The following is a 20,948-nucleotide window of genomic DNA, read 5'->3' as shown; positions in this document are numbered from 1 at the left end:
AAATACAGCGAAACGATAGTGGCACAACGAGATTATGTACGCCGCAGCCAACCGGCACCTTCGCGGCGAAAAAAGAGCACCTCACGGAAAAAGCAAAGAAATATGCCTGCGGTTTCTCCCGCAATGGTCGCTATTGCTGCAGCCGTTCTTGTGACCTTTATCGGGGGTCTGTACTTCATTACGCATCACAAGAAAGAAGAGTCTGAGACGCTGCAAAGCCAGAAAGTGACCGGAAACGGACTACCTCCGAAACCGGAAGAACGTTGGCGCTACATTAAAGAGCTGGAAAGTCGCCAGCCCGGCGTGCGTGCGCCAACAGAACCGTCTGCGGGCGGCGAAGTGAAAACGCCGGATCAGCTGACTCCGGAGCAGCGCCAGCTTCTTGAACAAATGCAGGCTGATATGCGTCAGCAACCAACGCAGCTTGCTGAAGTCCCGTGGAATGAGCAGACGCCGGCACAGCGCCAGCAAACGCTGCAACGCCAGCGTCAGGCACAGCAGTTAGCGGAACAGCAACGTCAGGCCCAGCCGCCACGTGCATCTGAACAAAGCTGGCAGCAACAGACGCGTACAGCACAAGCTGCGCCAGTACAATCGCAGCCGCGACAAACGCAGCAGTCTAAGCCGGCTTCTACCCAGCAACCGTATCAGGACCTGCTACAAACGCCCGCGCACACTACCTCGCAGCCGAAGCCACAGCAGGCCGCACCGGTAGCACGCGCGGCTGAAGCGCCAAAACCAACAGCGGAGAAGAAAGATGAACGTCGCTGGATGGTACAGTGCGGTTCATTTAAAGGTGCTGAACAGGCTGAGACTGTACGTGCGCAGTTGGCTTTTGAAGGCTTTGACTCGAAAATTACCACCAATAATGGCTGGAATCGTGTGGTCATCGGGCCGGTGAAAGGCAAAGAGAACGCTGACAGCACCCTCAATCGTTTGAAGATGGCAGGCCATACAAACTGCATTCGGCTCGCCACCGGGGGTTGAAACCCTCAAAATCTCCCCCATCTATACTTGCATTATGCCCCGCACAATTGTGCGGGGCTTGAATTCTGTATTCCTAACCAAGGGGTCTGCTCGTGACAACTATAGTAAGCGTACGCCGTAATGGCCACGTAGTAATCGCCGGTGATGGTCAGGCCACACTGGGTAACACCGTAATGAAAGGCAACGTTAAAAAAGTTCGCCGCCTGTATAACGATAAAGTGATCGCAGGCTTTGCCGGCGGCACGGCGGATGCCTTCACGCTGTTCGAACTGTTTGAACGTAAACTGGAAATGCATCAGGGCCATCTGGTTAAAGCGGCGGTTGAGCTGGCAAAAGACTGGCGTACCGATCGCATGTTGCGCAAACTTGAAGCATTGCTGGCGGTCGCTGACGAAACTGCATCGCTTATCATCACCGGTAACGGTGACGTGGTGCAGCCAGAAAACGATCTTATTGCTATCGGCTCCGGCGGCCCTTACGCCCAGGCTGCGGCACGCGCTCTGTTAGAAAACACAGAACTTAGCGCCCGTGAAATTGCTGAAAAGGCGTTGGATATTGCAGGCGACATTTGCATCTATACCAACCATTTCCACACCATCGAAGAATTAAGCTACAAAGCGTAAGGATCTCCCATGTCTGAAATGACCCCACGCGAAATCGTCAGCGAACTTGATAAGCACATCATCGGCCAGGATAACGCTAAGCGTTCCGTGGCGATTGCACTGCGTAACCGCTGGCGCCGCATGCAGCTCAACGAAGAGTTGCGCCATGAAGTGACCCCGAAAAACATTCTGATGATCGGCCCGACCGGCGTCGGTAAAACGGAAATCGCCCGTCGTCTGGCTAAACTGGCGAACGCGCCGTTCATCAAAGTTGAAGCGACCAAATTCACCGAAGTCGGTTATGTAGGTAAAGAAGTCGATTCTATTATCCGCGACCTGACCGATGCCGCAGTGAAAATGGTGCGTGTACAAGCTATCGAGAAAAACCGTTATCGCGCTGAAGAACTGGCAGAAGAACGTATTCTCGACGTGCTGATCCCACCGGCTAAAAACAACTGGGGACAGACCGAACAGCAGCAGGAACCGTCCGCTGCCCGTCAGGCATTCCGCAAAAAACTGCGTGAAGGCCAGCTTGATGACAAAGAAATCGAGATCGATCTTGCCGCAGCACCGATGGGCGTTGAAATTATGGCGCCTCCGGGAATGGAAGAGATGACCAGCCAGCTGCAGTCCATGTTCCAGAACCTGGGCGGTCAGAAGCAAAAAGCGCGTAAGCTGAAAATCAAAGACGCCATGAAGCTGCTGATTGAAGAAGAAGCGGCAAAACTGGTGAATCCGGAAGAGCTGAAGCAAGACGCTATCGACGCTGTTGAGCAGCACGGGATCGTGTTCATCGACGAAATCGACAAAATCTGTAAGCGCGGTGAGTCTTCCGGTCCGGATGTTTCTCGTGAAGGCGTTCAGCGCGACTTGCTGCCGCTGGTAGAAGGTTGCACCGTTTCCACCAAACACGGGATGGTCAAAACTGACCACATTCTGTTCATCGCTTCTGGCGCATTCCAGGTTGCGAAACCGTCTGACCTGATCCCAGAACTGCAAGGTCGTCTGCCAATCCGCGTTGAGCTGCAAGCCCTGACCACCAGCGACTTTGAGCGTATTCTGACCGAGCCGAATGCCTCTATCACCGTGCAGTACAAAGCACTGATGGCGACCGAAGGCGTGAATATTGAGTTCACCGACTCCGGTATCAAACGCATTGCAGAAGCTGCATGGCAGGTAAACGAATCCACCGAAAACATCGGTGCTCGTCGTTTACACACTGTTCTGGAGCGTTTAATGGAAGAGATTTCCTACGACGCCAGCGATTTAAGCGGTCAAACCATCACTATTGACGCAGATTATGTGAGCAAACATCTGGATGCGTTGGTGGCAGATGAAGATCTGAGCCGTTTTATCCTATAATCGCGTTCAATCATTTTCATCATTGTTTGATGGGGCTGAAAGGCCCCATTTTTATTGGCGCGTATTATGACTGAACAACAAATTAGCCGAACTCAGGCGTGGCTGGAAAGTTTACGACCTAAAACCCTCCCCCTCGCCTTTGCTGCAATTATCGTCGGGACGGCGCTGGCATGGTGGCAAGGTCACTTCGATCCGCTCGTCGCTCTGCTGGCACTCATTACCGCCGGGCTGTTACAGATCCTCTCTAACCTCGCCAATGACTACGGTGATGCCGTCAAAGGTAGCGACAAACCTGACCGCATTGGACCACTGCGCGGCATGCAAAAAGGGGTCATTACCCAGCAAGAGATGAAACGGGCGCTCATTATTACCGTCGTGCTCATCTGTCTCTCCGGGCTGGCGCTGGTCGCAGTGGCGTGTCATAACCTGGCTGATTTTGTCGGCTTTCTGATTCTTGGTGGGTTATCAATTATCGCCGCTATCACCTATACCGTGGGCAATCGTCCTTATGGTTATATCGGCCTGGGTGATATTTCCGTACTGGTGTTCTTTGGCTGGTTAAGTGTAATGGGCAGCTGGTATTTGCAGGCGCATACGCTGATTCCGGCGCTGATCCTTCCGGCGACAGCCTGTGGTTTGCTGGCAACGGCGGTGCTGAACATTAACAATCTGCGCGATATCAATAGCGACCGCGAGAATGGCAAAAACACGCTGGTAGTGCGCTTAGGTGAAGTGAACGCCCGTCGTTACCATGCCTGCCTGCTGATGGGCTCGCTGGTGTGTCTGGCGCTGTTTAATCTCTTTTCACTGCACAGCCTGTGGGGCTGGTTGTTCCTGTTAGCAACGCCGTTGCTGGTGAAACAGGCCCGTTATGTGATGCGTGAAATGGACCCGGCGGCGATGCGTCCGATGCTGGAACGCACCGTCAAGGGAGCATTATTAACTAACCTGCTGTTTGTTTTGGGAATATTCTTAAGCCAGTGGGCCACATAACTGACAAATATCAATTAACAATTGATGATTTTGCCAACAACCCACATAGCGCGATATACTGAAAATTCTCGCAGCAACTGAATGTTAAGCCTATGAAATACGATACTTCCGAGCTTTGTGACATCTATCAAGAAGATGTCAACGTCGTGGAACCGCTGTTCTCCAACTTTGGTGGACGGGCGTCGTTTGGCGGACAAATCATCACGGTAAAATGTTTCGAGGACAACGGGTTGCTGTACGATCTGCTCGAAAAGAATGGCCGTGGTCACGTACTTGTCGTCGATGGCGGTGGTTCTGTTCGTCGCGCACTGGTCGATGCTGAACTGGCGCGTCTGGCAGTACAAAATGAATGGGAAGGTCTGGTCATTTACGGCGCGGTGCGTCAGGTAGATGATCTGGAAGAGCTGGATATAGGCATCCAGGCGATGGCCGCAATTCCGGTCGGTGCCGCTGGCGAAGGCATTGGCGAAAGCGATGTCCGCGTCAATTTTGGCGGCGTCACTTTCTTCTCCGGCGATCATCTCTATGCCGACAATACCGGGATTATTCTTTCTGAAGATCCGCTGGATATTGAATAAGTATCTGCCATGCGTTAAAAGGGGAATTAAATTCCCCTTTTTTATATGCCAAATATTCATAAAGACTATCGTTTGTTTTTGTTTAATTTATTTTAAATATCAATACTTCACATCTGACAATATAAATTAATTATCGATAAATCATTTCATAAAAATATACAGCATTAAAAATTAATGCTATATGGTAAATTAACCATTCCGGAAATAGTGATATGAATCATCGTTAGTAGCGAACGTATTATATAATAAGGGATTGATATGAGATACGTTATCTTATTAATACTATGGATAATAACTGTTTTTCTTAGTCATCTTCAGCACAGTAACTTGCTTGCTGGAGATCCTGGCATGGTTGGCGAGTATATCGGTTCAGTACTTCTGGGGCCGTTGTTACTTCCCGTGCTTGTGTCAGGTATTCTGTGCGCATTTGCTAAAAAAACGCGTAACTTCGCCAGTTTTACTCGCGGGTGCTGCTGGGTATTGGGAGTCCTGCTTTTATCCAACGTCGGCAATACGTTTCGTATGTTCACCCCGTGGCAATATACCTTTGAGAATGCCGCTATTTCCGTGACTGTCCCGAACCGACACTGGAATACGGTTTCCATTCGTACAGATAAAACCATTGATATAAGAAGTGAAGATAATAGCGTCTTTATTTCTGCTTTCCGCCTGCCCGCAGGACGTAGCGCCGATGACTCGCTGGAAGAGTTAAAGAAGATGCAGCGAGACAATCTCAAGGATCAATACAATGAAGAAACCTTCCAGTTTCATGACTGTAATGCCAAACATTTCACCTGTAAGTATCAAGACGTGTTGATAAATTTTGATGGTCAGCAGAAAAGAACCATCAGTGTTTATCTTGAAGACACCCCCAGGGCTGTGGGGATCATTGCATTAATGGAGCCAGATACGGCAGATAAATATCGCCAACAGGCGATGGAGATTATGTTGTCTGCTAAAAATGCAGTGAAGTAAAAAAATAAGGCGCCTTACGGCGCCTCTGCGTGGAAGAGATTAAACTTCTTCCATACGACCCAGCAGGGCCTGCAGACGTTCCTGCCAGCCGTTCTGCTGTTCTTTCAGGTGATGGTTCTCACGCTCCAGCTCTTCGCGCTGCTGCTGGGCATTTTGAACTTCCTGCGACAGTGAATTGTTTTTTTCTTTCAGCTCTTCGATTTCCATCTGCAACAGAGTGATGGTATCAATCGCCTGCTGTACTTTTGCTTCCAGTTTCTCAAACACTTCTAATGACATTGTCATACCTCTCCTGAATTGCAAGGCGTTGATGGATAAAAATCCTCGTCCCGATTACCGGTGACGCCTTAATAAATACGAGCGCATTTTAGTTAGCTCCGATTGTATGAAGCCGCGCCATCGCTGTCCAGCGGCACGCCTTGTAGATTACGGTTTGCCACACTTTTCATCCTTCTCCTGGTGACATAACCCACATCAATCGAAAATGTTAATAAATTTGTTGCGTTAATGATCTAACAAACATGCATCATGTATAAACAGATGAAATAAATAGCGCGATAACGCTCATTTTATGACGAAGCACACACATTTTAAGTTCGATATTTCTCGTTTTCGCTCGTTAACGATAAGTTTACAGCATGCCTACAAGCATCGTGGAGGTCCGTGACTTTCACGCATACAACAAACATTAACTCTTCAGGATCCGATTATGAGTCAAACATCAACCTTGAAAGGCCAGTGCATTGCTGAATTCCTCGGTACCGGGTTGTTGATTTTTTTCGGTGTCGGTTGCGTTGCTGCACTTAAAGTCGCTGGTGCGTCTTTTGGTCAGTGGGAAATCAGTGTTATTTGGGGACTGGGGGTGGCAATGGCCATCTATCTAACCGCAGGGGTTTCCGGCGCACATCTTAATCCAGCTGTCACCATTGCGTTGTGGCTGTTTGCCTGTTTCGACAAGCGCAAGGTTATTCCTTATATCGTTTCACAAGTCGCCGGAGCTTTCTGCGCTGCGGCATTAGTTTACGGGCTTTACTACAATTTATTCTTCGACTTCGAGCAGACCCATCATATTGTTCGCGGAAGCGTCGAAAGTGTTGATCTGGCGGGTACTTTCTCTACTTATCCTAATCCTCATATCAATTTTGTGCAGGCTTTCGCAGTTGAGATGGTGATTACCGCTATTCTGATGGGGCTGATCCTGGCGTTAACGGACGATGGTAACGGCGTACCGCGCGGCCCTTTAGCTCCCTTGCTGATTGGTCTACTGATTGCGGTCATTGGCGCATCTATGGGCCCATTGACGGGCTTTGCCATGAACCCAGCACGTGATATCGGTCCGAAAGCCTTTGCCTGGCTGGCGGGCTGGGGCAATGTCGCCTTTACCGGCGGCAGAGACATTCCTTACTTCCTGGTGCCGCTTTTTGGCCCTATCGTTGGCGCGATTGTAGGTGCATTCGCCTACCGCAAACTGATTGGCCGCCATTTGCCTTGCGATATCTGTGTTGTGGAAGAAAAGGAGATCACAACTCCTTCAGAACAAAAAGCTTCGCTGTAATGTGACTACGGGACAATTAAACATGACTGAAAAAAAATATATCGTTGCGCTCGACCAGGGCACCACCAGCTCCCGCGCGGTCGTGATGGATCACGATGCCAATATCATTAGCGTGTCACAGCGCGAATTTGAGCAAATTTACCCAAAACCAGGCTGGGTAGAACACGACCCAATGGAAATCTGGGCCACTCAAAGCTCCACACTGGTAGAAGTGCTGGCGAAAGCAGATATTAATTCCGATCAAATTGCAGCTATCGGTATTACGAACCAACGTGAAACCACCATCGTCTGGGAAAAAGAAACCGGCAAGCCTATCTATAACGCTATTGTCTGGCAGTGCCGTCGTACCGCCGAGATCTGCGAGCATCTCAAGCGTGACGGCATGGAAGAGTACATTCGTAACAATACCGGTCTGGTGATTGACCCGTACTTCTCTGGCACCAAAGTGAAGTGGATCCTCGACCATGTGGAAGGCTCCCGCGAGCGCGCACGCCGTGGTGAACTGCTGTTTGGTACGGTTGATACCTGGCTTATCTGGAAAATGACTCAGGGTCGCGTTCACGTCACCGATTACACTAATGCGTCTCGTACCATGTTGTTCAACATCCATACTCTGGACTGGGACGACAAAATGCTCGACGCGCTGGATATCCCGCGTGAGATGCTGCCAGAAGTACGTCGTTCTTCCGAAGTATACGGTCAGACTAACATTGGCGGCAAAGGCGGCACGCGTATTCCGATCGCCGGGATTGCTGGCGATCAGCAGGCGGCACTCTTCGGCCAGTTGTGCGTGAAAGAAGGGATGGCGAAGAATACCTACGGCACTGGCTGCTTTATGCTGATGAACACCGGCGAGAAAGCGGTGAAATCAGAAAACGGTCTGCTGACCACCATCGCCTGTGGCCCGAGCGGAGAAGTAAACTACGCGCTGGAAGGTGCTGTGTTTATGGCGGGCGCATCTATTCAGTGGCTGCGCGATGAAATGAAGTTGATTAACGACGCCTACGATTCCGAATACTTTGCAACTAAAGTACAAAACACCAACGGTGTGTATGTGGTTCCAGCCTTTACCGGACTGGGTGCACCGTACTGGGATCCGTATGCGCGCGGGGCCATTTTCGGCTTAACTCGTGGGGTGAACGCCAACCACATCATCCGTGCGACGCTGGAATCTATCGCTTATCAGACGCGTGACGTGCTGGAAGCGATGCAGGCCGACTCAGGCATTCGTCTGCACGCCCTGCGCGTGGATGGCGGCGCGGTGGCGAATAACTTCCTGATGCAGTTCCAGTCCGATATTCTCGGCACGCGTGTTGAGCGCCCGGAAGTGCGCGAAGTGACTGCGTTGGGTGCGGCCTATCTTGCTGGTCTGGCTGTTGGCTTCTGGCAAAATCTCGACGAGCTGCAAGAGAAAGCGGTGATTGAACGCGAGTTCCGTCCTGGTATCGAAACTACCGAGCGTAATTACCGTTACGCTGGCTGGAAAAAAGCGGTCAAACGCGCGATGGCGTGGGAAGAACACGACGAGTAATGTCAGGCATCTGAACCGATTGCCGATGCTGATCGCCTGATGCGACGCTTACGCGTCTTATCAGGCCTACAAACCTGACGCGTCTTATCAGGCCTACGAGTCGGATACACATCCGGCATCACGCAGACTCTGAAACCGTGCGGGGGCAACCCCCGCACACATCAATAATCCCGCCCTTCCCCTGTGCTACACTTCGCGCCATTCCTTACTGCTTAGAGTTTGCTATGAGACGAGAACTTGCCATCGAATTTTCCCGCGTCACCGAATCAGCGGCGCTGGCTGGCTACAAATGGTTAGGACGCGGCGATAAAAACACCGCTGATGGGGCGGCGGTAAACGCCATGCGTATTATGCTCAACCAGGTCAACATTGACGGCACCATCGTCATTGGTGAAGGTGAAATCGACGAAGCACCGATGCTCTACATTGGTGAAAAAGTCGGTACTGGTCGCGGCGATGCCGTGGATATTGCTGTTGATCCGATTGAAGGCACGCGCATGACGGCGATGGGTCAGGCTAACGCGCTGGCGGTGCTGGCAGTAGGCGATAAAGGCTGCTTCCTCAACGCGCCAGATATGTATATGGAGAAGCTTATCGTCGGACCGGGAGCTAAGGGCGCCATTGACCTGAATCTGCCGTTGGCGGATAACCTGCGCAATGTTGCCGCGGCGCTCGGCAAACCATTGAGCGAACTAACGGTAACGATTCTGGCAAAACCGCGACACGATGCCGTTATCGCAGAAATGCAGCAACTCGGCGTGCGCGTGTTTGCTATTCCGGATGGCGATGTTGCAGCCTCAATTCTCACCTGTATGCCAGACAGCGAAGTTGATGTGCTGTACGGCATTGGCGGCGCGCCGGAAGGCGTGGTTTCTGCGGCGGTGATTCGAGCGTTAGATGGCGATATGAATGGCCGTCTGCTGGCACGTCATGATGTCAAAGGCGACAACGAAGAAAATCGCCGCATTGGTGAACAGGAACTGGCACGCTGCAAAGCAATGGGCATCGAAGCGGGTAAAGTGTTGCGTCTGGGCGATATGGCCCGCAGCGATAACGTTATCTTTTCTGCAACCGGTATCACCAAAGGCGATCTGCTGGAAGGTATTAGCCGCAAAGGCAATATTGCCACCACCGAAACGCTGCTGATCCGTGGTAAATCTCGCACCATTCGTCGCATTCAGTCAATTCACTATCTGGATCGTAAAGACCCGGATATGCAGGTGCACATTCTCTGAGTGATTTGATCGATTGAGCCTTCCAGTCCTTCGGGACTGGAATTTTTTTGTTCGGAGAACGAAGATAAGGCAAGTCAATCAAAACAGGAGAAAAACATGGCTGATTGGGTAACAGGCAAAGTCACTAAAGTGCAGAACTGGACCGACGCCCTGTTTAGTCTCACCGTTCACGCTCCCGTGCTTCCGTTTACCGCCGGGCAATTCACTAAACTTGGCCTTGAAATTGACGGCGAACGCGTTCAGCGTGCCTACTCTTACGTTAACTCGCCCGATAATCCCGATCTGGAGTTTTACCTGGTCACCGTCCCCGATGGCAAATTAAGTCCGCGACTGGCGGCGCTAAAACCGGGTGACGAAGTGCAGGTGGTTAGCGAAGCTGCTGGCTTCTTTGTGCTGGATGAAGTCCCGGATTGTGAAACACTGTGGATGCTGGCGACCGGTACGGCGATTGGCCCTTATTTATCGATTCTGCAATTGGGCAAAGATTTAGATCGCTTCAAAAAACTGGTGCTGGTTCACGCTGCACGATATGCCGCCGACTTAAGCTATTTACCACTGATGCAGGAACTGGAAAAACGCTACGAAGGGAAACTGCGTATTCAGACGGTAGTCAGTCGGGAAACGGCAGCGGGCTCACTCACCGGGAGAATACCAGCGTTAATTGAAAGCGGTGAACTGGAAAACGCGGTTGGCCTGCCGATGAATAAAGAAACCAGCCATGTAATGCTGTGTGGTAATCCACAAATGGTGCGCGATACGCAACAACTGTTAAAAGAAACCCGGCAGATGACGAAACATTTACGTCGTCGACCGGGCCATATGACAGCGGAGCATTACTGGTAAGCGGTTACTTATCGATAAACGGCACGATGAGCAGGTCCGCACTCAACTTATTGATCATCCCGCGGTATGCCGGCATCAAACGGTTGATAAATGAGTGATGATGACCACAGACAAGGAGGTCGCACTGCTCATTTTGCATAATTTCCAGCAGTGTTTCCGGCATTTCTCCGCGCTCAATACGCAGTTTTGTCTTCGGCCACTGAATATTTTTCGTCAGTTTATACAGCTTGTTATCCGACTTATCTTTCAACAACTGAAGAATATCTTCTGTTGCAGGGAAGTAAATGCCCGGATACAACTCGCTTAAGCCATCATCAATATGAATTAACGTCAGGTGAGCATCATTATGTCTGGCGAGATCCAGGGCTTTGTTCACCAGTAGGGCATCTTCTTCATTTCCGGAAATTGCCACGCCAATGTGTTTATAAGCCATGTTTAACTCCTTCTAAAGCGACTCCATCAAGCTAACGAACGCAGGGACAACTCAAAAATAATCATCTCGGCCTGGCATGAGAAGGTGAAGGCCGCATCAAGCTCAACTTGCCCCTCCAGATCCTTAATCTTATAGGCCACGCTGGCCCCTTCATCCGCAGAGGATGCAGTGGCGGCAAGCTCTTTCAGTTTGGTCATAAAGGACTCTGCTTCTTCGCGAGTGGCAAAAAAACGCGAAAACTTACTGGTACAGTTGTCGTTATCAATCACCGTACCGATATCAATCGCACATCCTTTAGTACTGCATTTATCTACGACATCTTTCATAGGGCACCTCTGTATATTCGCCTCTCTGTCGATTACGACTTAAGAATAATGCGCCGTTAAGAGAAGAACAAACAAGTAATGATCTTATGGATTACCATTTTTTTTGATATTGCTTAATGTAAGGAAATGAGGGGGATTTTCCGGGCATTGTCATTTCCAGCGTGGAAATAACGATCCCGGAAAAAAATAGCAATAAGAGATATATTAAAGGTTAATTACTTGATTTATTGTCGGCTTTATACTTCACATCCAGAGTATCTTTGCCAAATTTATTTTCGCCCTGCGTACCGACAAATGCGCCAAGATCAATAAGCATCATCACCAGAATCAACGTCGGGACAAAACGCCCAACCGTCCATTGCCAGACGCCCGGTAAAATCGCCCAGTTACCCGCCAGCAGCATCCACGCTACAATCATTAAAAATGCCCATGCGCCGGAACGCCCGCGATCGTGCAGCCGTTTGACCGTTACTGCCGCTGTCGGCCAAAGTAAGCACACCAGGCAAAACGCGGCGGTCTGGATATCGAGTAAGTTTTTACCTGCCAGTGAGAAAAGCACCAGCATGCCAACGAACCAGAGGCCTATCCAAATCCAGAAATCACGGCGTCCAATACGCCCTTTAAATGAGAATAACCATTGCTGTATGGTCATGTAAGTTCCTTGATGGTTGTCTTTTCCAGGATTCTACCCTTTTGACAAGGGAGACAGATATCGTTTTAATCGGAGCCAGTCATAACAAAAGGTACTGTCGATGAAGCCAGGGTTTACGCTGTTTTTTCTCTTATGTTCTGCATCAGCCGTTAGCACAACGGTGCATGCACAAACACCAGGTACGGCGACCACTGCGCCCTATCTGCTTGCTGGCGCCCCTACCTTCGATCTCTCCATCAGCCAGTTTCGAGAAAACTTTAACAGCCAGAACCCCAACCTGCCACTGAACGAGTTTCGCGCCATCGACAGCAGCCCCGACAAAGCCAATCTGACTCGCGCCGCCAGTAAAATTAACGAGAACTTGTATGCCTCTACGGCGCTGGAGCGCGGCACTTTAAAAATCAAAAGCATTCAAATTACCTGGCTACCAATCCAGGGACCAGAGCAAAAAGCCGCCAAAGCGAAAGCTCATGAATACATGGCGGCGGTGATCCGCACACTCACCCCACTGATGACCAAAACACAAAGTCAGAAAAAGCTGCAATCGCTCCTTACTGCGGGGAAAAACAAACGTTATTACACCGAGACAGAAGGCGCACTGCGCTATGTTGTCGCGGACAACGGCGAAAAGGGACTGACCTTCGCTGTTGAACCGATTAAGCTGGCGCTATCTGAATCGCTTGAAGGGTTGAATAAATGACAAAAAGCAAAGCCTTTCCGCGGATGAATCTCTATACTGTTTCACAGACCTGCTGCCCTGCGGGGCGGCCATCTTCCTTTATTCGCTTATAAGCGTGGAGAATTAAAATGCGACATCCTTTAGTGATGGGTAACTGGAAACTGAACGGCAGCCGCCACATGGTTCATGAGCTGGTTTCTAACCTGCGTAAAGAGCTGGCAGGTGTTGCTGGCTGTGCGGTTGCAATCGCACCACCGGAAATGTACATCGATATGGCGAAGCGTGAAGCTGAAGGCAGCCACATCATGCTGGGTGCGCAGAACGTGGATCTGAACCTGTCCGGCGCATTCACCGGTGAAACCTCTGCTGCTATGCTGAAAGACATCGGCGCACAGTACATCATCATCGGTCACTCTGAACGTCGTACTTACCACAAAGAGTCTGACGAACTGATCGCGAAAAAATTCGCGGTGTTGAAAGAGCAGGGTTTGACTCCGGTTCTGTGCATCGGTGAAACCGAAGCGGAAAACGAAGCGGGCAAAACTGAAGAAGTTTGCGCACGTCAGATCGACGCAGTACTGAAAACTCAGGGTGCTGCAGCATTCGAAGGTGCGGTTATTGCTTACGAACCAGTATGGGCAATCGGTACTGGCAAATCTGCAACTCCGGCGCAGGCACAGGCTGTTCACAAATTCATCCGTGACCACATCGCTAAAGTTGACGCTAACATCGCTGAACAAGTGATCATCCAGTACGGCGGTTCTGTAAACGCGTCTAACGCTGCAGAACTGTTCGCTCAGCCGGACATCGACGGCGCGCTGGTTGGCGGTGCTTCTCTGAAAGCTGACGCCTTCGCAGTGATCGTTAAAGCTGCAGAAGCGGCTAAACAGGCTTAAGTCTGACAGGTGCCGGATATCGCATCCGGCACTTAGCTTTCCTCAATTCCTTGCTTTAACGCAGAATCTCACACTGATGATCCTGAAGTTCCTCAGCTGAGGCTCGATTCAGCGTCAGCAGATTACGCTGCGTCGCCAGCAATACAAACGAGTTATCACTCTGTCGCACCATCGCCAGCGCGTAACTGCCCATATGTTCCCGTGCCTCTGGTACTTCTTCCGCCAGCATCATAAACGGACTACGTTTCACCAGCTCGCTTTCAGTTACCCGACGCGCCAGATATTCATGCCCACGCAGCCCACCGGGCAGCGGTAACCAACGGGTGCTGATATTCGCCAGATTATTATCCAGTTGTTCGCGCACATCAGGACGAATACAAGAGATATGGATATGAAAATGGTTTTGCGTGCGCCCGGTACGGGAGTTAATCGCCAGAGATACCGCGCGATCGGGGACTGGCTGGCCGTATTTTTTGCTCATAAAATCACGCGCCTGCCAGGCTAACCAGAAGAAATTAGGCGTTGATGGATCGGTTAACAATGGACTTTCAGTGCCGTTGATACGATACGTTGGCATCAACAAATATTGCAGAGGACCGTTGAGGTCTTTTAAAACCACATATCCGGCATTGGGTTTGACTTCCGCACATGGCGAAGGGTTTTGGTTTTGCTGCTGGTTGGGTAAACATTGCTCAAGGGCAATCTGACGTAACGTATCCGACTCTTCGCCGGTCAATTTCCAGTAACCAATGCCCGCAGCTGCAACAGCGATAACCATCATCGCTAAAAAAAGAAGACCTGCTTTTTTCATCTTTTTTTTCCCTGTACCTCAAAGAGATGCAAGGGTAACGCAAAATCGAGACAAATAAAAAACCCGGTCGCGAGATGCCACCGGGCTGAGAGTCTTAAAAATATTAACGTTTACTGATTTGGTCAAACGTACCGCCGTTAGAGAAATGCTCTTTTTGCGCTTTCGTCCAGCCACCGAACTCTTCATCAATGGTGAATAACTTCAGCTTCGGAAAGGCATTTTCATATTTTTTCGCTACCTGAGGATCGCGCGGACGATAGTAGTTTTTAGCCGCAATCTCCTGGCCTTCTGGCGAGTAGAGATAGTTCAGGTAAGCTTCCGCCACCTCTTTGGTGCCTTTTTTCTCTACCACTTTATCGACAACTGACACCGTAGGTTCTGCGAGAATAGACTCACTCGGGGTGACAATTTCGAATTTATCTTTCCCCAGTTCATTCGCTGCCAGCAGAGCTTCGTTTTCCCAGGCAATCAGTACATCGCCAATTCCGCGCTCGACAAAGGTGTTAGTGGAGCCGCGCGCGCCAGAATCCAGAACTTCGACGTTTTTATACAGTGCCCGAACAAAATCCTGTGCCTTTGCCTGATCGTTGTTGTTGTGGTGCAGCGCGTAGCCCCAGGCTGCCAGGTAGTTCCAGCGAGCACCACCAGAGCTTTTCGGATTAGGCGTGATCACCGAAACACCGGGCTTAATCAGATCGTTCCAGTCGTGGATCTGCTTCGGATTACCCTTGCGCACCAGAAAAACAATGGTGGAAGTGTACGGTGCGGAGTTATCCGGCAGACGCTTGATCCACTCTTTATCAATACGCCCGCGTTCCGCAATCGCGTCCACATCATAGGCCAGAGCCAGCGTGACAACATCAGCTTCAATACCGTTGATAACCGACGTCGCTTGTTTACCAGAACCACCGTGTGACTGACGAATAACCACGTTATCGCCAGTTTGCTGTTTCCAGTGGGCGCTGAATGCCTTGTTGTACTGTTCGTACAATTCGCGCGTTGGATCATATGAAACGTTAAGAAGCTGAATATCCTTTGCCATAACGCTGGTCGCTGCCAGTAATAAAGTTAACCCTACGCCCCACTTGTTCATCGCCCGGCTCTCTTATGTTGTGTTGTGATGAGCAAAGCGTGCCAGAAAGGGATTCAAACATTAAAGAATAAAAAAAGATTGGCTATAACTTGTGGGTATATGTTGGGGGATTAAAAAGGCGGAAGAAATCCGCCTCATATTGCTGACAAAGTGCGCTTTATCCATGCCGGATGCGGCGCGAGCGCCTTATCCGGCCTACAAAAGTTTGCAAATTCAATAAATTGCATAATTCATGTAGGCCTGATAAGCGAAGCGCATCAGGCATTTTTGCTTCTGTCATCGGTTTCAGGCTAAAGGAATCTGCCTTTTTCCGAAATCATCAATACAGTTTTTTCGCGCAGTCCAGCCAGTCGCCTTTGAACGGACGCTTCATATTTTCGATAGCGTCGATGATGTCATGGTGAACCAGCTGTTCGTTCTGGATACCTACGCAACGACCGCCGTAACCAGCCAGCAGCAGCTCGATAGCGTAAGCGCCCATACGGGAAGCCAGAATACGGTCGTAAGGTACCGGGGAACCACCACGCTGGATGTGGCCCAGCACAGTTGCGCGAGTTTCACGACCAGTTTCTTTTTCGATGAAGTGTGCCAGCTCGTCGACGTCACACATATGTTCAGTGATCGCCACAATCGCGTGTTTTTTACCTTTCGCGATACCCGCTTTGATTTCGTTTACCAGGTCTTCACGGCTGAATTCAACTTCCGGAACCACAACGAATTCACAGCCACCGGCAATGGCCGCAGCCAACGTCAGATCGCCACAATAACGGCCCATCACTTCCACCACGGAAATACGCTGGTGAGAAGAAGAGGTGTCACGCAGACGGTCGATCGCTTCTACAACGGTGCTCAACGCAGTGAAGAAACCAATGGTGTAGTCAGTGCCTTTGATGTCGTTGTCGATGGTGCCCGGCAGGCCGATGCATGGGAAGCCCATTTCGGTCAGACGCATTGCACCCATGTAGGAACCGTCACCGCCGATAACCACCAGCGCGTCAATGCCACGTTTTTTCAGGTTTTCGATAGCCACGGCGCGGATGTTCTCGTCGCGGAATTCCGGGAAGCGCGCAGAACCGAGGAATGTACCGCCACGGTTGATCATGTCAGACACGCTGTAACGGTCTAGCTGTACCATACGGTCTTCATACAGACCCAGATAGCCGTCATAAATACCCATTACTTCCAGACCTTCTGTCAGCGCAGAACGAACAACTCCGCGAATTGCGGCGTTCATGCCTGGCGCATCACCGCCGCTTGTCAACACACCGATTTTCTTAATCATGACTACCTCTGAACTTTGGAATGCAAAATGAAATCTGTTGCCGGAAGTCTTCTTGCACATCGAAGTGATCCAACGAATGTACAAATAGTATAACAATCACTTCCTGCTGAATTGATTCAGGTCAGGCCAAATGGCGGTATTTTATACACAAAATGCGGGTCTGGCTCTCTTTTATACGGATTATGAAAGCGTAGACCGTTTACTCTCCCTGGGTACGACAGAACAAGGATCCTGATGGATAATCACATCTGAACCCGGAAAACGCCGTAAAATAGCCTGCTCTACCTGATCCGCCACCATATGTGCCTGAACCAAAGGCAGAGAGTCTTCCATTTCCAAATGAATCTGAATAAAGCGGGTCGGCCCTGACTGCCGCGTGCGAAGATCGTGAGCGCCGCTAACTCCCGGCCAGGAAGTCACGATATCAATAATTTCCTGTCGTTCGCCATCGGGCAGCGCGCGATCCAATAATGACTGGACCGCCTCATACCCCATGCGTAACGCGCTATATAAAATATAGATGCCGATTCCCAAAGCAAACAGGGCATCAGCACGATGCCAGCCATACCAGGACAATCCCAGCGCCAGCAAAATCGCGCCGTTCATCATAACATCAGACTGATAATGTAGCATATCTGCCCGCACTGCCTGGCTTTGCGTCCGGCGAACGACCCAACGCTGAAACGAGACCAGAATAATCGTACAAATTAGCGCCACAATAGTCACGATAACCCCAACACCCGGGTCTTTCATCGGTGTCGGAGAAACCAAATGCTGAATCCCGGTCAAAAACAGGAACAGCGCGGAGCCAGAGATAAACATACTTTGCGCCAGCGCGGCGAGCGACTCAGCTTTACCGTGACCAAAGGAGTGATTATCGTCGGCAGGTTGCAGTGAGTAGCGCACGACCAATAAGTTAGTTAATGACGCGCCGATATCCACCAGCGAATCCACCAGCGCAGCGAGAATACTCACTGATCCGGTATACCACCATGCAAAAATTTTAATCAGTAATAACAGCGAAGCCATCGCCGTTGCAGCAATCGCCGCCCGACTAACCAGCTGCCCATAAGATTGATTCATAAATACTCCCGCTATCAACTGACGGTAGTATAACGGATGCAAATCATCTGCAATGCATCAAGTAACAGGCAAATTGCGGATAAAAAAAACCCCCACATCATGTGGGGGAAGACAGGGATGGTGTCTATGGCAAGGAAAACAGGGTTTACTACTGGGAACGTGAGTTGCTACTACTCAATAGCTTCAACGATGAACTTTTTTGCCATTGCGTCACGTCGCGCAACTGCTCCATTCGTTGTTGATGTTTCTTGTTTAAAACCGCTTGCTGCTCTGGCGTTAACAGGCGATACATTTGGTTGCGGACTTTTGCCATCTCAACCTGACGAGCTATTTGCTCGTTCGCCATTTTTTCTGCCTGTGCGCGCACAGCGTTTTCATCAAAATTTTCTGCGGTGACAAGGCGATGCATTGTCTCCAGTTCGCTAACATTAACAGGTGGCTGTTCGTGCCGGGCCTGTTGCATAAGATCTCGCATCTGCTGACGCTGATGTTCGGTTAAACTTATGCCGTCGAACATATGGCTCTGCGTACTGCGCTGCGTAAGTTCTTCTCCCGGATGCCAGTTATCGCCTGAACCGACTTCAGCAGCGTGGCTTAATGAACTGACTGCCAGCGTTGAGGCCATGACGGCAGCGGTAACTATGCGCATCATTTGCTCCCAAATCTTTCTGTCGCGATTCAACGATAGAGAGTTTACGATTCAGGCTGCAAACATGCGTCAGGGGGTGTAAAACAACGTAAAGTCATGGATTAGCGACGTCTGATGACGTAATTTCTGCCTCGGAGGTATTTAAACAATGAATAAAATCCTGTTAGTTGATGATGACCGAGAGCTGACTTCCCTGTTAAAGGAGCTGCTCGAGATGGAAGGCTTCAACGTGATTGTTGCCCACGACGGGGAACAGGCGCTTGCTCTTCTGGACGACAGCATTGATTTACTTTTGCTTGATGTGATGATGCCGAAGAAAAATGGTATCGATACGCTGAAAGCACTTCGCCAGACACACCAGACGCCTGTCATTATGTTGACGGCTCGCGGCAGTGAACTTGATCGCGTCCTCGGCCTTGAGCTGGGTGCGGATGACTATCTCCCGAAACCGTTTAACGATCGTGAACTGGTTGCACGTATTCGCGCGATCCTGCGCCGTTCGCACTGGAGCGAACAACAGCAGAACAGCGATAACGGTTCGCCGACGCTGGAAGTTGACGCCTTAGTGCTGAATCCAGGCCGTCAGGAAGCCAGCTTCGACGGGCAAACACTGGAGTTAACCGGTACTGAATTTACCCTGCTCTACCTACTGGCGCAGCATCTGGGTCAGGTGGTTTCTCGTGAGCATTTAAGCCAGGAAGTGCTGGGCAAACGCCTGACGCCTTTCGACCGTGCTATCGATATGCATATTTCCAACCTGCGTCGTAAGCTGCCGGATCGTAAAGACGGTCATCCGTGGTTTAAAACATTGCGTGGTCGCGGCTATCTGATGGTTTCCGCTTCATGATAGGCAGTTTAACCGCGCGCATCTTCGCCATCTTCTGGCTGACGCTAGCGCTGGTGTTGATGCTGGTTTTGATGTTACCCAAGCTCGACTCACGCCAGATGACCGAGCTTCTGGATAGCGAACAGCGTCAGGGGCTGATGATTGAGCAGCATGTCGAAGCGGAACTGGCGAACGATCCACCCAACGATTTAATGTGGTGGCGGCGTCTGTTCCGGGCCATTGATAAGTGGGCGCCGCCAGGCCAGCGTTTATTACTGGTGACCACTGAAGGCCGCGTGATCGGCGCTGAACGCAGCGAAATGCAGATCATTCGCAACTTTATTGGACAAGCAGATAACGCCGATCACCCGCAGAAGAAAAAGTATGGCCGCGTGGAACTGGTCGGTCCCTTCTCCGTGCGCGATGGTGAAGATAATTACCAGCTTTATCTGATTCGTCCGGCCAGCAGTTCTCAATCCGATTTCATAAACTTACTGTTTGACCGCCCGCTATTACTGCTGATTGTCACGATGTTGGTCAGTACGCCGCTGCTGTTGTGGTTGGCCTGGAGTCTGGCAAAACCGGCGCGTAAGCTGAAAAACGCGGCCGATGAAGTTGCCCAGGGGAACTTACGCCAGCATCCTGAACTGGAAGCGGGGCCGCAAGAATTTCTTGCCGCAGGTGCCAGTTTTAACCAGATGGTGACCGCGCTGGAACGCATGATGACCTCCCAGCAGCGCCTGCTTTCTGATATCTCTCACGAACTGCGCACGCCGCTGACGCGTCTGCAACTGGGTACGGCGTTACTGCGTCGTCGTAGTGGTGAAAGCAAGGAACTGGAGCGTATTGAAACAGAAGCCCAGCGTCTGGACAGCATGATCAACGACCTGTTGGTGATGTCCCGTAATCAGCAGAAAAACGCGCTGGTGAGCGAGACAATCAAAGCCAACCAGTTGTGGAACGAAGTGCTGGATAACGCGGCGTTCGAAGCGGAACAAATGGGCAAGTCGTTTACGGTTAACTTCCCGCCGGGGCCGTGGCCGCTGTACGGCAACCCGAACGCCCTGGAAAGTGCGCTGGAAAACATTGTGCGTAATGCTCTGCGTTATTCCCATACGAAGATCGAAGTAGGCTTCGCGGTAGATAAAGACGGTATCACCATTACGGTGGATGATGATGGTCCTGGCGTTAGCCCGGAAGATCGCGAACAGATTTTCCGTCCGTTCTATCGCACCGATGAAGCGCGCGATCGTGAATCTGGCGGTACGGGTCTGGGGCTGGCAATTGTCGAAACCGCCATCCAGCAGCATCGGGGTTGGGTGAAGGCGGAAGACAGCCCGCTTGGCGGTTTACGTCTGGTGATTTGGCTGCCGCTGTATAAGCGGAGTTAAACACTGCGCAGGGCAGCTTTTGTAGGCCGGATAAGGCGTTTACGCCGCATCCGGCGTTTGAGCAGAATGCCTGATGCGACGCTGGTCGCGTCTTATCAGGCCTACTCTCTGGTGATTTGGCTGCCGCTGTATAAGCGGAGTTAAACACTGCGCAGGGCAGCTTTTG

At 50.7% G+C, this 20,948-nt stretch carries 23 protein-coding genes; 14 read left to right on the top strand and 9 right to left on the bottom strand.

Annotated elements, in window-relative coordinates; genetic code table 11:
• Window positions 1–18: 18 nt before the first annotated feature.
• The 6 genes from ftsN to D9742_RS18230 all read left to right on the top strand — a co-directional run bounded on the left by ftsN (window position 19) and on the right by D9742_RS18230 (window position 5,497).
• A complete protein-coding gene (gene ftsN / locus D9742_RS18255) occupies window positions 19–987 on the top strand; it encodes a cell division protein FtsN (protein WP_130237790.1) in 969 nt (322 codons plus the stop codon).
• 92 nt (window positions 988–1,079) lie between these two features.
• The gene (hslV, locus tag D9742_RS18250; RefSeq protein ID WP_000208242.1) at window positions 1,080–1,610 is read left to right on the top strand and encodes an ATP-dependent protease subunit HslV; all 531 of its coding nucleotides are present in this window, start codon (window positions 1,080–1,082) and stop codon (window positions 1,608–1,610) included.
• A gap of 9 nt (window positions 1,611–1,619) precedes the next feature.
• Window positions 1,620–2,951, top strand: coding sequence for an HslU--HslV peptidase ATPase subunit (gene hslU / locus D9742_RS18245; protein WP_001293348.1), 1,332 nt, complete (start codon window positions 1,620–1,622; stop codon window positions 2,949–2,951).
• Window positions 2,952–3,017: 66 nt separating this feature from the next.
• Entirely contained in the window at window positions 3,018–3,944 is a 927-nt protein-coding gene (gene menA / locus D9742_RS18240) for a 1,4-dihydroxy-2-naphthoate polyprenyltransferase (protein WP_064530290.1), read from the top strand.
• 92 nt (window positions 3,945–4,036) lie between these two features.
• A complete protein-coding gene (rraA, locus tag D9742_RS18235) occupies window positions 4,037–4,522 on the top strand; it encodes a ribonuclease E activity regulator RraA (RefSeq protein ID WP_064530289.1) in 486 nt (161 codons plus the stop codon).
• Window positions 4,523–4,870: 348 nt separating this feature from the next.
• Window positions 4,871–5,497 carry a hypothetical protein gene (locus D9742_RS18230; RefSeq protein WP_130237825.1) on the top strand — a complete coding sequence of 209 codons (627 nt, stop codon included), beginning with the start codon at window positions 4,871–4,873 and terminating at the stop codon, window positions 5,495–5,497.
• A 39-nt stretch (window positions 5,498–5,536) separates the two neighbouring features.
• On the opposite strand, the gene zapB is transcribed toward D9742_RS18230, so the two are convergent.
• Window positions 5,537–5,782 carry a septal ring assembly protein ZapB gene (gene zapB / locus D9742_RS18225; protein WP_130237789.1) on the bottom strand — a complete coding sequence of 82 codons (246 nt, stop codon included), beginning with the start codon at window positions 5,780–5,782 and terminating at the stop codon, window positions 5,537–5,539.
• Window positions 5,783–6,206: 424 nt separating this feature from the next.
• Between zapB and glpF the strand changes: the two genes are divergently transcribed.
• From glpF to fpr, 4 genes are all read left to right on the top strand, one after another.
• Window positions 6,207–7,052 carry a glycerol uptake facilitator protein GlpF gene (gene glpF, locus D9742_RS18220; RefSeq protein WP_130206614.1) on the top strand — a complete coding sequence of 282 codons (846 nt, stop codon included), beginning with the start codon at window positions 6,207–6,209 and terminating at the stop codon, window positions 7,050–7,052.
• A 22-nt stretch (window positions 7,053–7,074) separates the two neighbouring features.
• Entirely contained in the window at window positions 7,075–8,583 is a 1,509-nt protein-coding gene (gene glpK / locus D9742_RS18215) for a glycerol kinase GlpK (RefSeq protein ID WP_130206616.1), read from the top strand.
• Window positions 8,584–8,807: 224 nt separating this feature from the next.
• Window positions 8,808–9,818, top strand: a complete 1,011-nt coding sequence (glpX, locus tag D9742_RS18210) for a class II fructose-bisphosphatase (protein ID WP_130237788.1) — start codon at window positions 8,808–8,810, stop codon at window positions 9,816–9,818.
• 96 nt (window positions 9,819–9,914) lie between these two features.
• Window positions 9,915–10,661, top strand: a complete 747-nt coding sequence (gene fpr, locus D9742_RS18205) for a ferredoxin--NADP(+) reductase (protein ID WP_130237787.1) — start codon at window positions 9,915–9,917, stop codon at window positions 10,659–10,661.
• 4 nt (window positions 10,662–10,665) lie between these two features.
• Here fpr and uspD read toward each other — a convergent pair whose 3' ends face one another.
• The 3 genes from uspD to D9742_RS18190 all read right to left on the bottom strand — a co-directional run bounded on the left by uspD (window position 10,666) and on the right by D9742_RS18190 (window position 12,072).
• Complete coding sequence (uspD, locus tag D9742_RS18200) at window positions 10,666–11,094, bottom strand: universal stress protein UspD (RefSeq protein WP_064530284.1); 429 nt, start codon at window positions 11,092–11,094, stop codon at window positions 10,666–10,668.
• Window positions 11,095–11,120: 26 nt separating this feature from the next.
• Window positions 11,121–11,420, bottom strand: coding sequence for a DUF406 domain-containing protein (locus tag D9742_RS18195; RefSeq protein WP_032204720.1), 300 nt, complete (start codon window positions 11,418–11,420; stop codon window positions 11,121–11,123).
• Window positions 11,421–11,631: 211 nt separating this feature from the next.
• Window positions 11,632–12,072 carry a DUF805 domain-containing protein gene (locus D9742_RS18190; RefSeq protein WP_064530283.1) on the bottom strand — a complete coding sequence of 147 codons (441 nt, stop codon included), beginning with the start codon at window positions 12,070–12,072 and terminating at the stop codon, window positions 11,632–11,634.
• 100 nt (window positions 12,073–12,172) lie between these two features.
• On the opposite strand from D9742_RS18190, the gene D9742_RS18185 reads away from it, so the two are divergent.
• Together D9742_RS18185 and tpiA are read left to right on the top strand one after the other, a co-directional pair.
• Window positions 12,173–12,772, top strand: coding sequence for a YiiQ family protein (locus D9742_RS18185; protein ID WP_130206624.1), 600 nt, complete (start codon window positions 12,173–12,175; stop codon window positions 12,770–12,772).
• Between the two features lie 107 nt (window positions 12,773–12,879).
• On the top strand, window positions 12,880–13,647 hold the full coding sequence (gene tpiA, locus D9742_RS18180) for a triose-phosphate isomerase (RefSeq protein WP_001216325.1): 768 nt from the start codon (window positions 12,880–12,882) through the stop codon (window positions 13,645–13,647).
• A 55-nt stretch (window positions 13,648–13,702) separates the two neighbouring features.
• On the opposite strand, the gene cdh is transcribed toward tpiA, so the two are convergent.
• The 5 genes from cdh to cpxP all read right to left on the bottom strand — a co-directional run bounded on the left by cdh (window position 13,703) and on the right by cpxP (window position 18,565).
• The gene (gene cdh / locus D9742_RS18175; RefSeq protein WP_130215256.1) at window positions 13,703–14,458 is read right to left on the bottom strand and encodes a CDP-diacylglycerol diphosphatase; all 756 of its coding nucleotides are present in this window, start codon (window positions 14,456–14,458) and stop codon (window positions 13,703–13,705) included.
• Between the two features lie 103 nt (window positions 14,459–14,561).
• On the bottom strand, window positions 14,562–15,551 hold the full coding sequence (sbp, locus tag D9742_RS18170) for a sulfate/thiosulfate ABC transporter substrate-binding protein Sbp (protein ID WP_130237786.1): 990 nt from the start codon (window positions 15,549–15,551) through the stop codon (window positions 14,562–14,564).
• A gap of 319 nt (window positions 15,552–15,870) precedes the next feature.
• Window positions 15,871–16,833, bottom strand: a complete 963-nt coding sequence (gene pfkA / locus D9742_RS18165) for a 6-phosphofructokinase (RefSeq protein ID WP_001318165.1) — start codon at window positions 16,831–16,833, stop codon at window positions 15,871–15,873.
• Window positions 16,834–17,013: 180 nt separating this feature from the next.
• On the bottom strand, window positions 17,014–17,916 hold the full coding sequence (gene fieF / locus D9742_RS18160) for a CDF family cation-efflux transporter FieF (RefSeq protein WP_064530279.1): 903 nt from the start codon (window positions 17,914–17,916) through the stop codon (window positions 17,014–17,016).
• A gap of 148 nt (window positions 17,917–18,064) precedes the next feature.
• Window positions 18,065–18,565 (bottom strand): cell-envelope stress modulator CpxP, encoded by a 501-nt coding sequence (cpxP, locus tag D9742_RS18155; RefSeq protein WP_130206850.1) that lies wholly within the window; start codon window positions 18,563–18,565, stop codon window positions 18,065–18,067.
• 148 nt (window positions 18,566–18,713) lie between these two features.
• Here cpxP and cpxR point away from each other — a divergent pair, with 148 nt between their 5' ends.
• A complete protein-coding gene (cpxR, locus tag D9742_RS18150) occupies window positions 18,714–19,412 on the top strand; it encodes an envelope stress response regulator transcription factor CpxR (protein ID WP_130206632.1) in 699 nt (232 codons plus the stop codon).
• Window positions 19,409–20,782 (top strand): envelope stress sensor histidine kinase CpxA, encoded by a 1,374-nt coding sequence (cpxA, locus tag D9742_RS18145; protein WP_000580414.1) that lies wholly within the window; start codon window positions 19,409–19,411, stop codon window positions 20,780–20,782. The genes cpxR and cpxA overlap by 4 nt, the downstream gene beginning before the upstream one ends.
• Window positions 20,783–20,948: the final 166 nt, after the last annotated feature.

This window comes from Escherichia sp. E1V33 (assembly GCF_004211955.1).
Classification (GTDB): Bacteria; Pseudomonadota; Gammaproteobacteria; order Enterobacterales; family Enterobacteriaceae; genus Escherichia.
Note: the sequence above shows the minus strand (reverse complement) of the source record. Positions and strands in the feature narration are given on the sequence as shown.

Excerpts from the sequence above, each read along its gene's own strand:
- menA (WP_064530290.1), top strand. The coding sequence starts at position 3,018 with ATGACTGAACAACAAATTAGCCGAACTCAGGCGTGGCTGGAAAGTTTA.
- D9742_RS18185 (WP_130206624.1), top strand. The coding sequence starts at position 12,173 with ATGAAGCCAGGGTTTACGCTGTTTTTTCTCTTATGTTCTGCATCAGCC.
- cdh (WP_130215256.1), bottom strand. The coding sequence starts at position 14,458 with ATGAAAAAAGCAGGTCTTCTTTTTTTAGCGATGATGGTTATCGCTGTT.
- cpxR (WP_130206632.1), top strand. The coding sequence starts at position 18,714 with ATGAATAAAATCCTGTTAGTTGATGATGACCGAGAGCTGACTTCCCTG.
- uspD (WP_064530284.1), bottom strand. The coding sequence starts at position 11,094 with ATGGCTTATAAACACATTGGCGTGGCAATTTCCGGAAATGAAGAAGAT.
- D9742_RS18230 (WP_130237825.1), top strand. The coding sequence starts at position 4,871 with ATGGTTGGCGAGTATATCGGTTCAGTACTTCTGGGGCCGTTGTTACTT.
- fpr (WP_130237787.1), top strand. The coding sequence starts at position 9,915 with ATGGCTGATTGGGTAACAGGCAAAGTCACTAAAGTGCAGAACTGGACC.
- zapB (WP_130237789.1), bottom strand. The coding sequence starts at position 5,782 with ATGACAATGTCATTAGAAGTGTTTGAGAAACTGGAAGCAAAAGTACAG.
- glpX (WP_130237788.1), top strand. The coding sequence starts at position 8,808 with ATGAGACGAGAACTTGCCATCGAATTTTCCCGCGTCACCGAATCAGCG.
- glpF (WP_130206614.1), top strand. The coding sequence starts at position 6,207 with ATGAGTCAAACATCAACCTTGAAAGGCCAGTGCATTGCTGAATTCCTC.
- tpiA (WP_001216325.1), top strand. The coding sequence starts at position 12,880 with ATGCGACATCCTTTAGTGATGGGTAACTGGAAACTGAACGGCAGCCGC.
- D9742_RS18195 (WP_032204720.1), bottom strand. The coding sequence starts at position 11,420 with ATGAAAGATGTCGTAGATAAATGCAGTACTAAAGGATGTGCGATTGAT.
- pfkA (WP_001318165.1), bottom strand. The coding sequence starts at position 16,833 with ATGATTAAGAAAATCGGTGTGTTGACAAGCGGCGGTGATGCGCCAGGC.
- D9742_RS18190 (WP_064530283.1), bottom strand. The coding sequence starts at position 12,072 with ATGACCATACAGCAATGGTTATTCTCATTTAAAGGGCGTATTGGACGC.
- sbp (WP_130237786.1), bottom strand. The coding sequence starts at position 15,551 with ATGAACAAGTGGGGCGTAGGGTTAACTTTATTACTGGCAGCGACCAGC.
- cpxA (WP_000580414.1), top strand. The coding sequence starts at position 19,409 with ATGATAGGCAGTTTAACCGCGCGCATCTTCGCCATCTTCTGGCTGACG.
- glpK (WP_130206616.1), top strand. The coding sequence starts at position 7,075 with ATGACTGAAAAAAAATATATCGTTGCGCTCGACCAGGGCACCACCAGC.
- hslU (WP_001293348.1), top strand. The coding sequence starts at position 1,620 with ATGTCTGAAATGACCCCACGCGAAATCGTCAGCGAACTTGATAAGCAC.
- cpxP (WP_130206850.1), bottom strand. The coding sequence starts at position 18,565 with ATGCGCATAGTTACCGCTGCCGTCATGGCCTCAACGCTGGCAGTCAGT.
- rraA (WP_064530289.1), top strand. The coding sequence starts at position 4,037 with ATGAAATACGATACTTCCGAGCTTTGTGACATCTATCAAGAAGATGTC.
- fieF (WP_064530279.1), bottom strand. The coding sequence starts at position 17,916 with ATGAATCAATCTTATGGGCAGCTGGTTAGTCGGGCGGCGATTGCTGCA.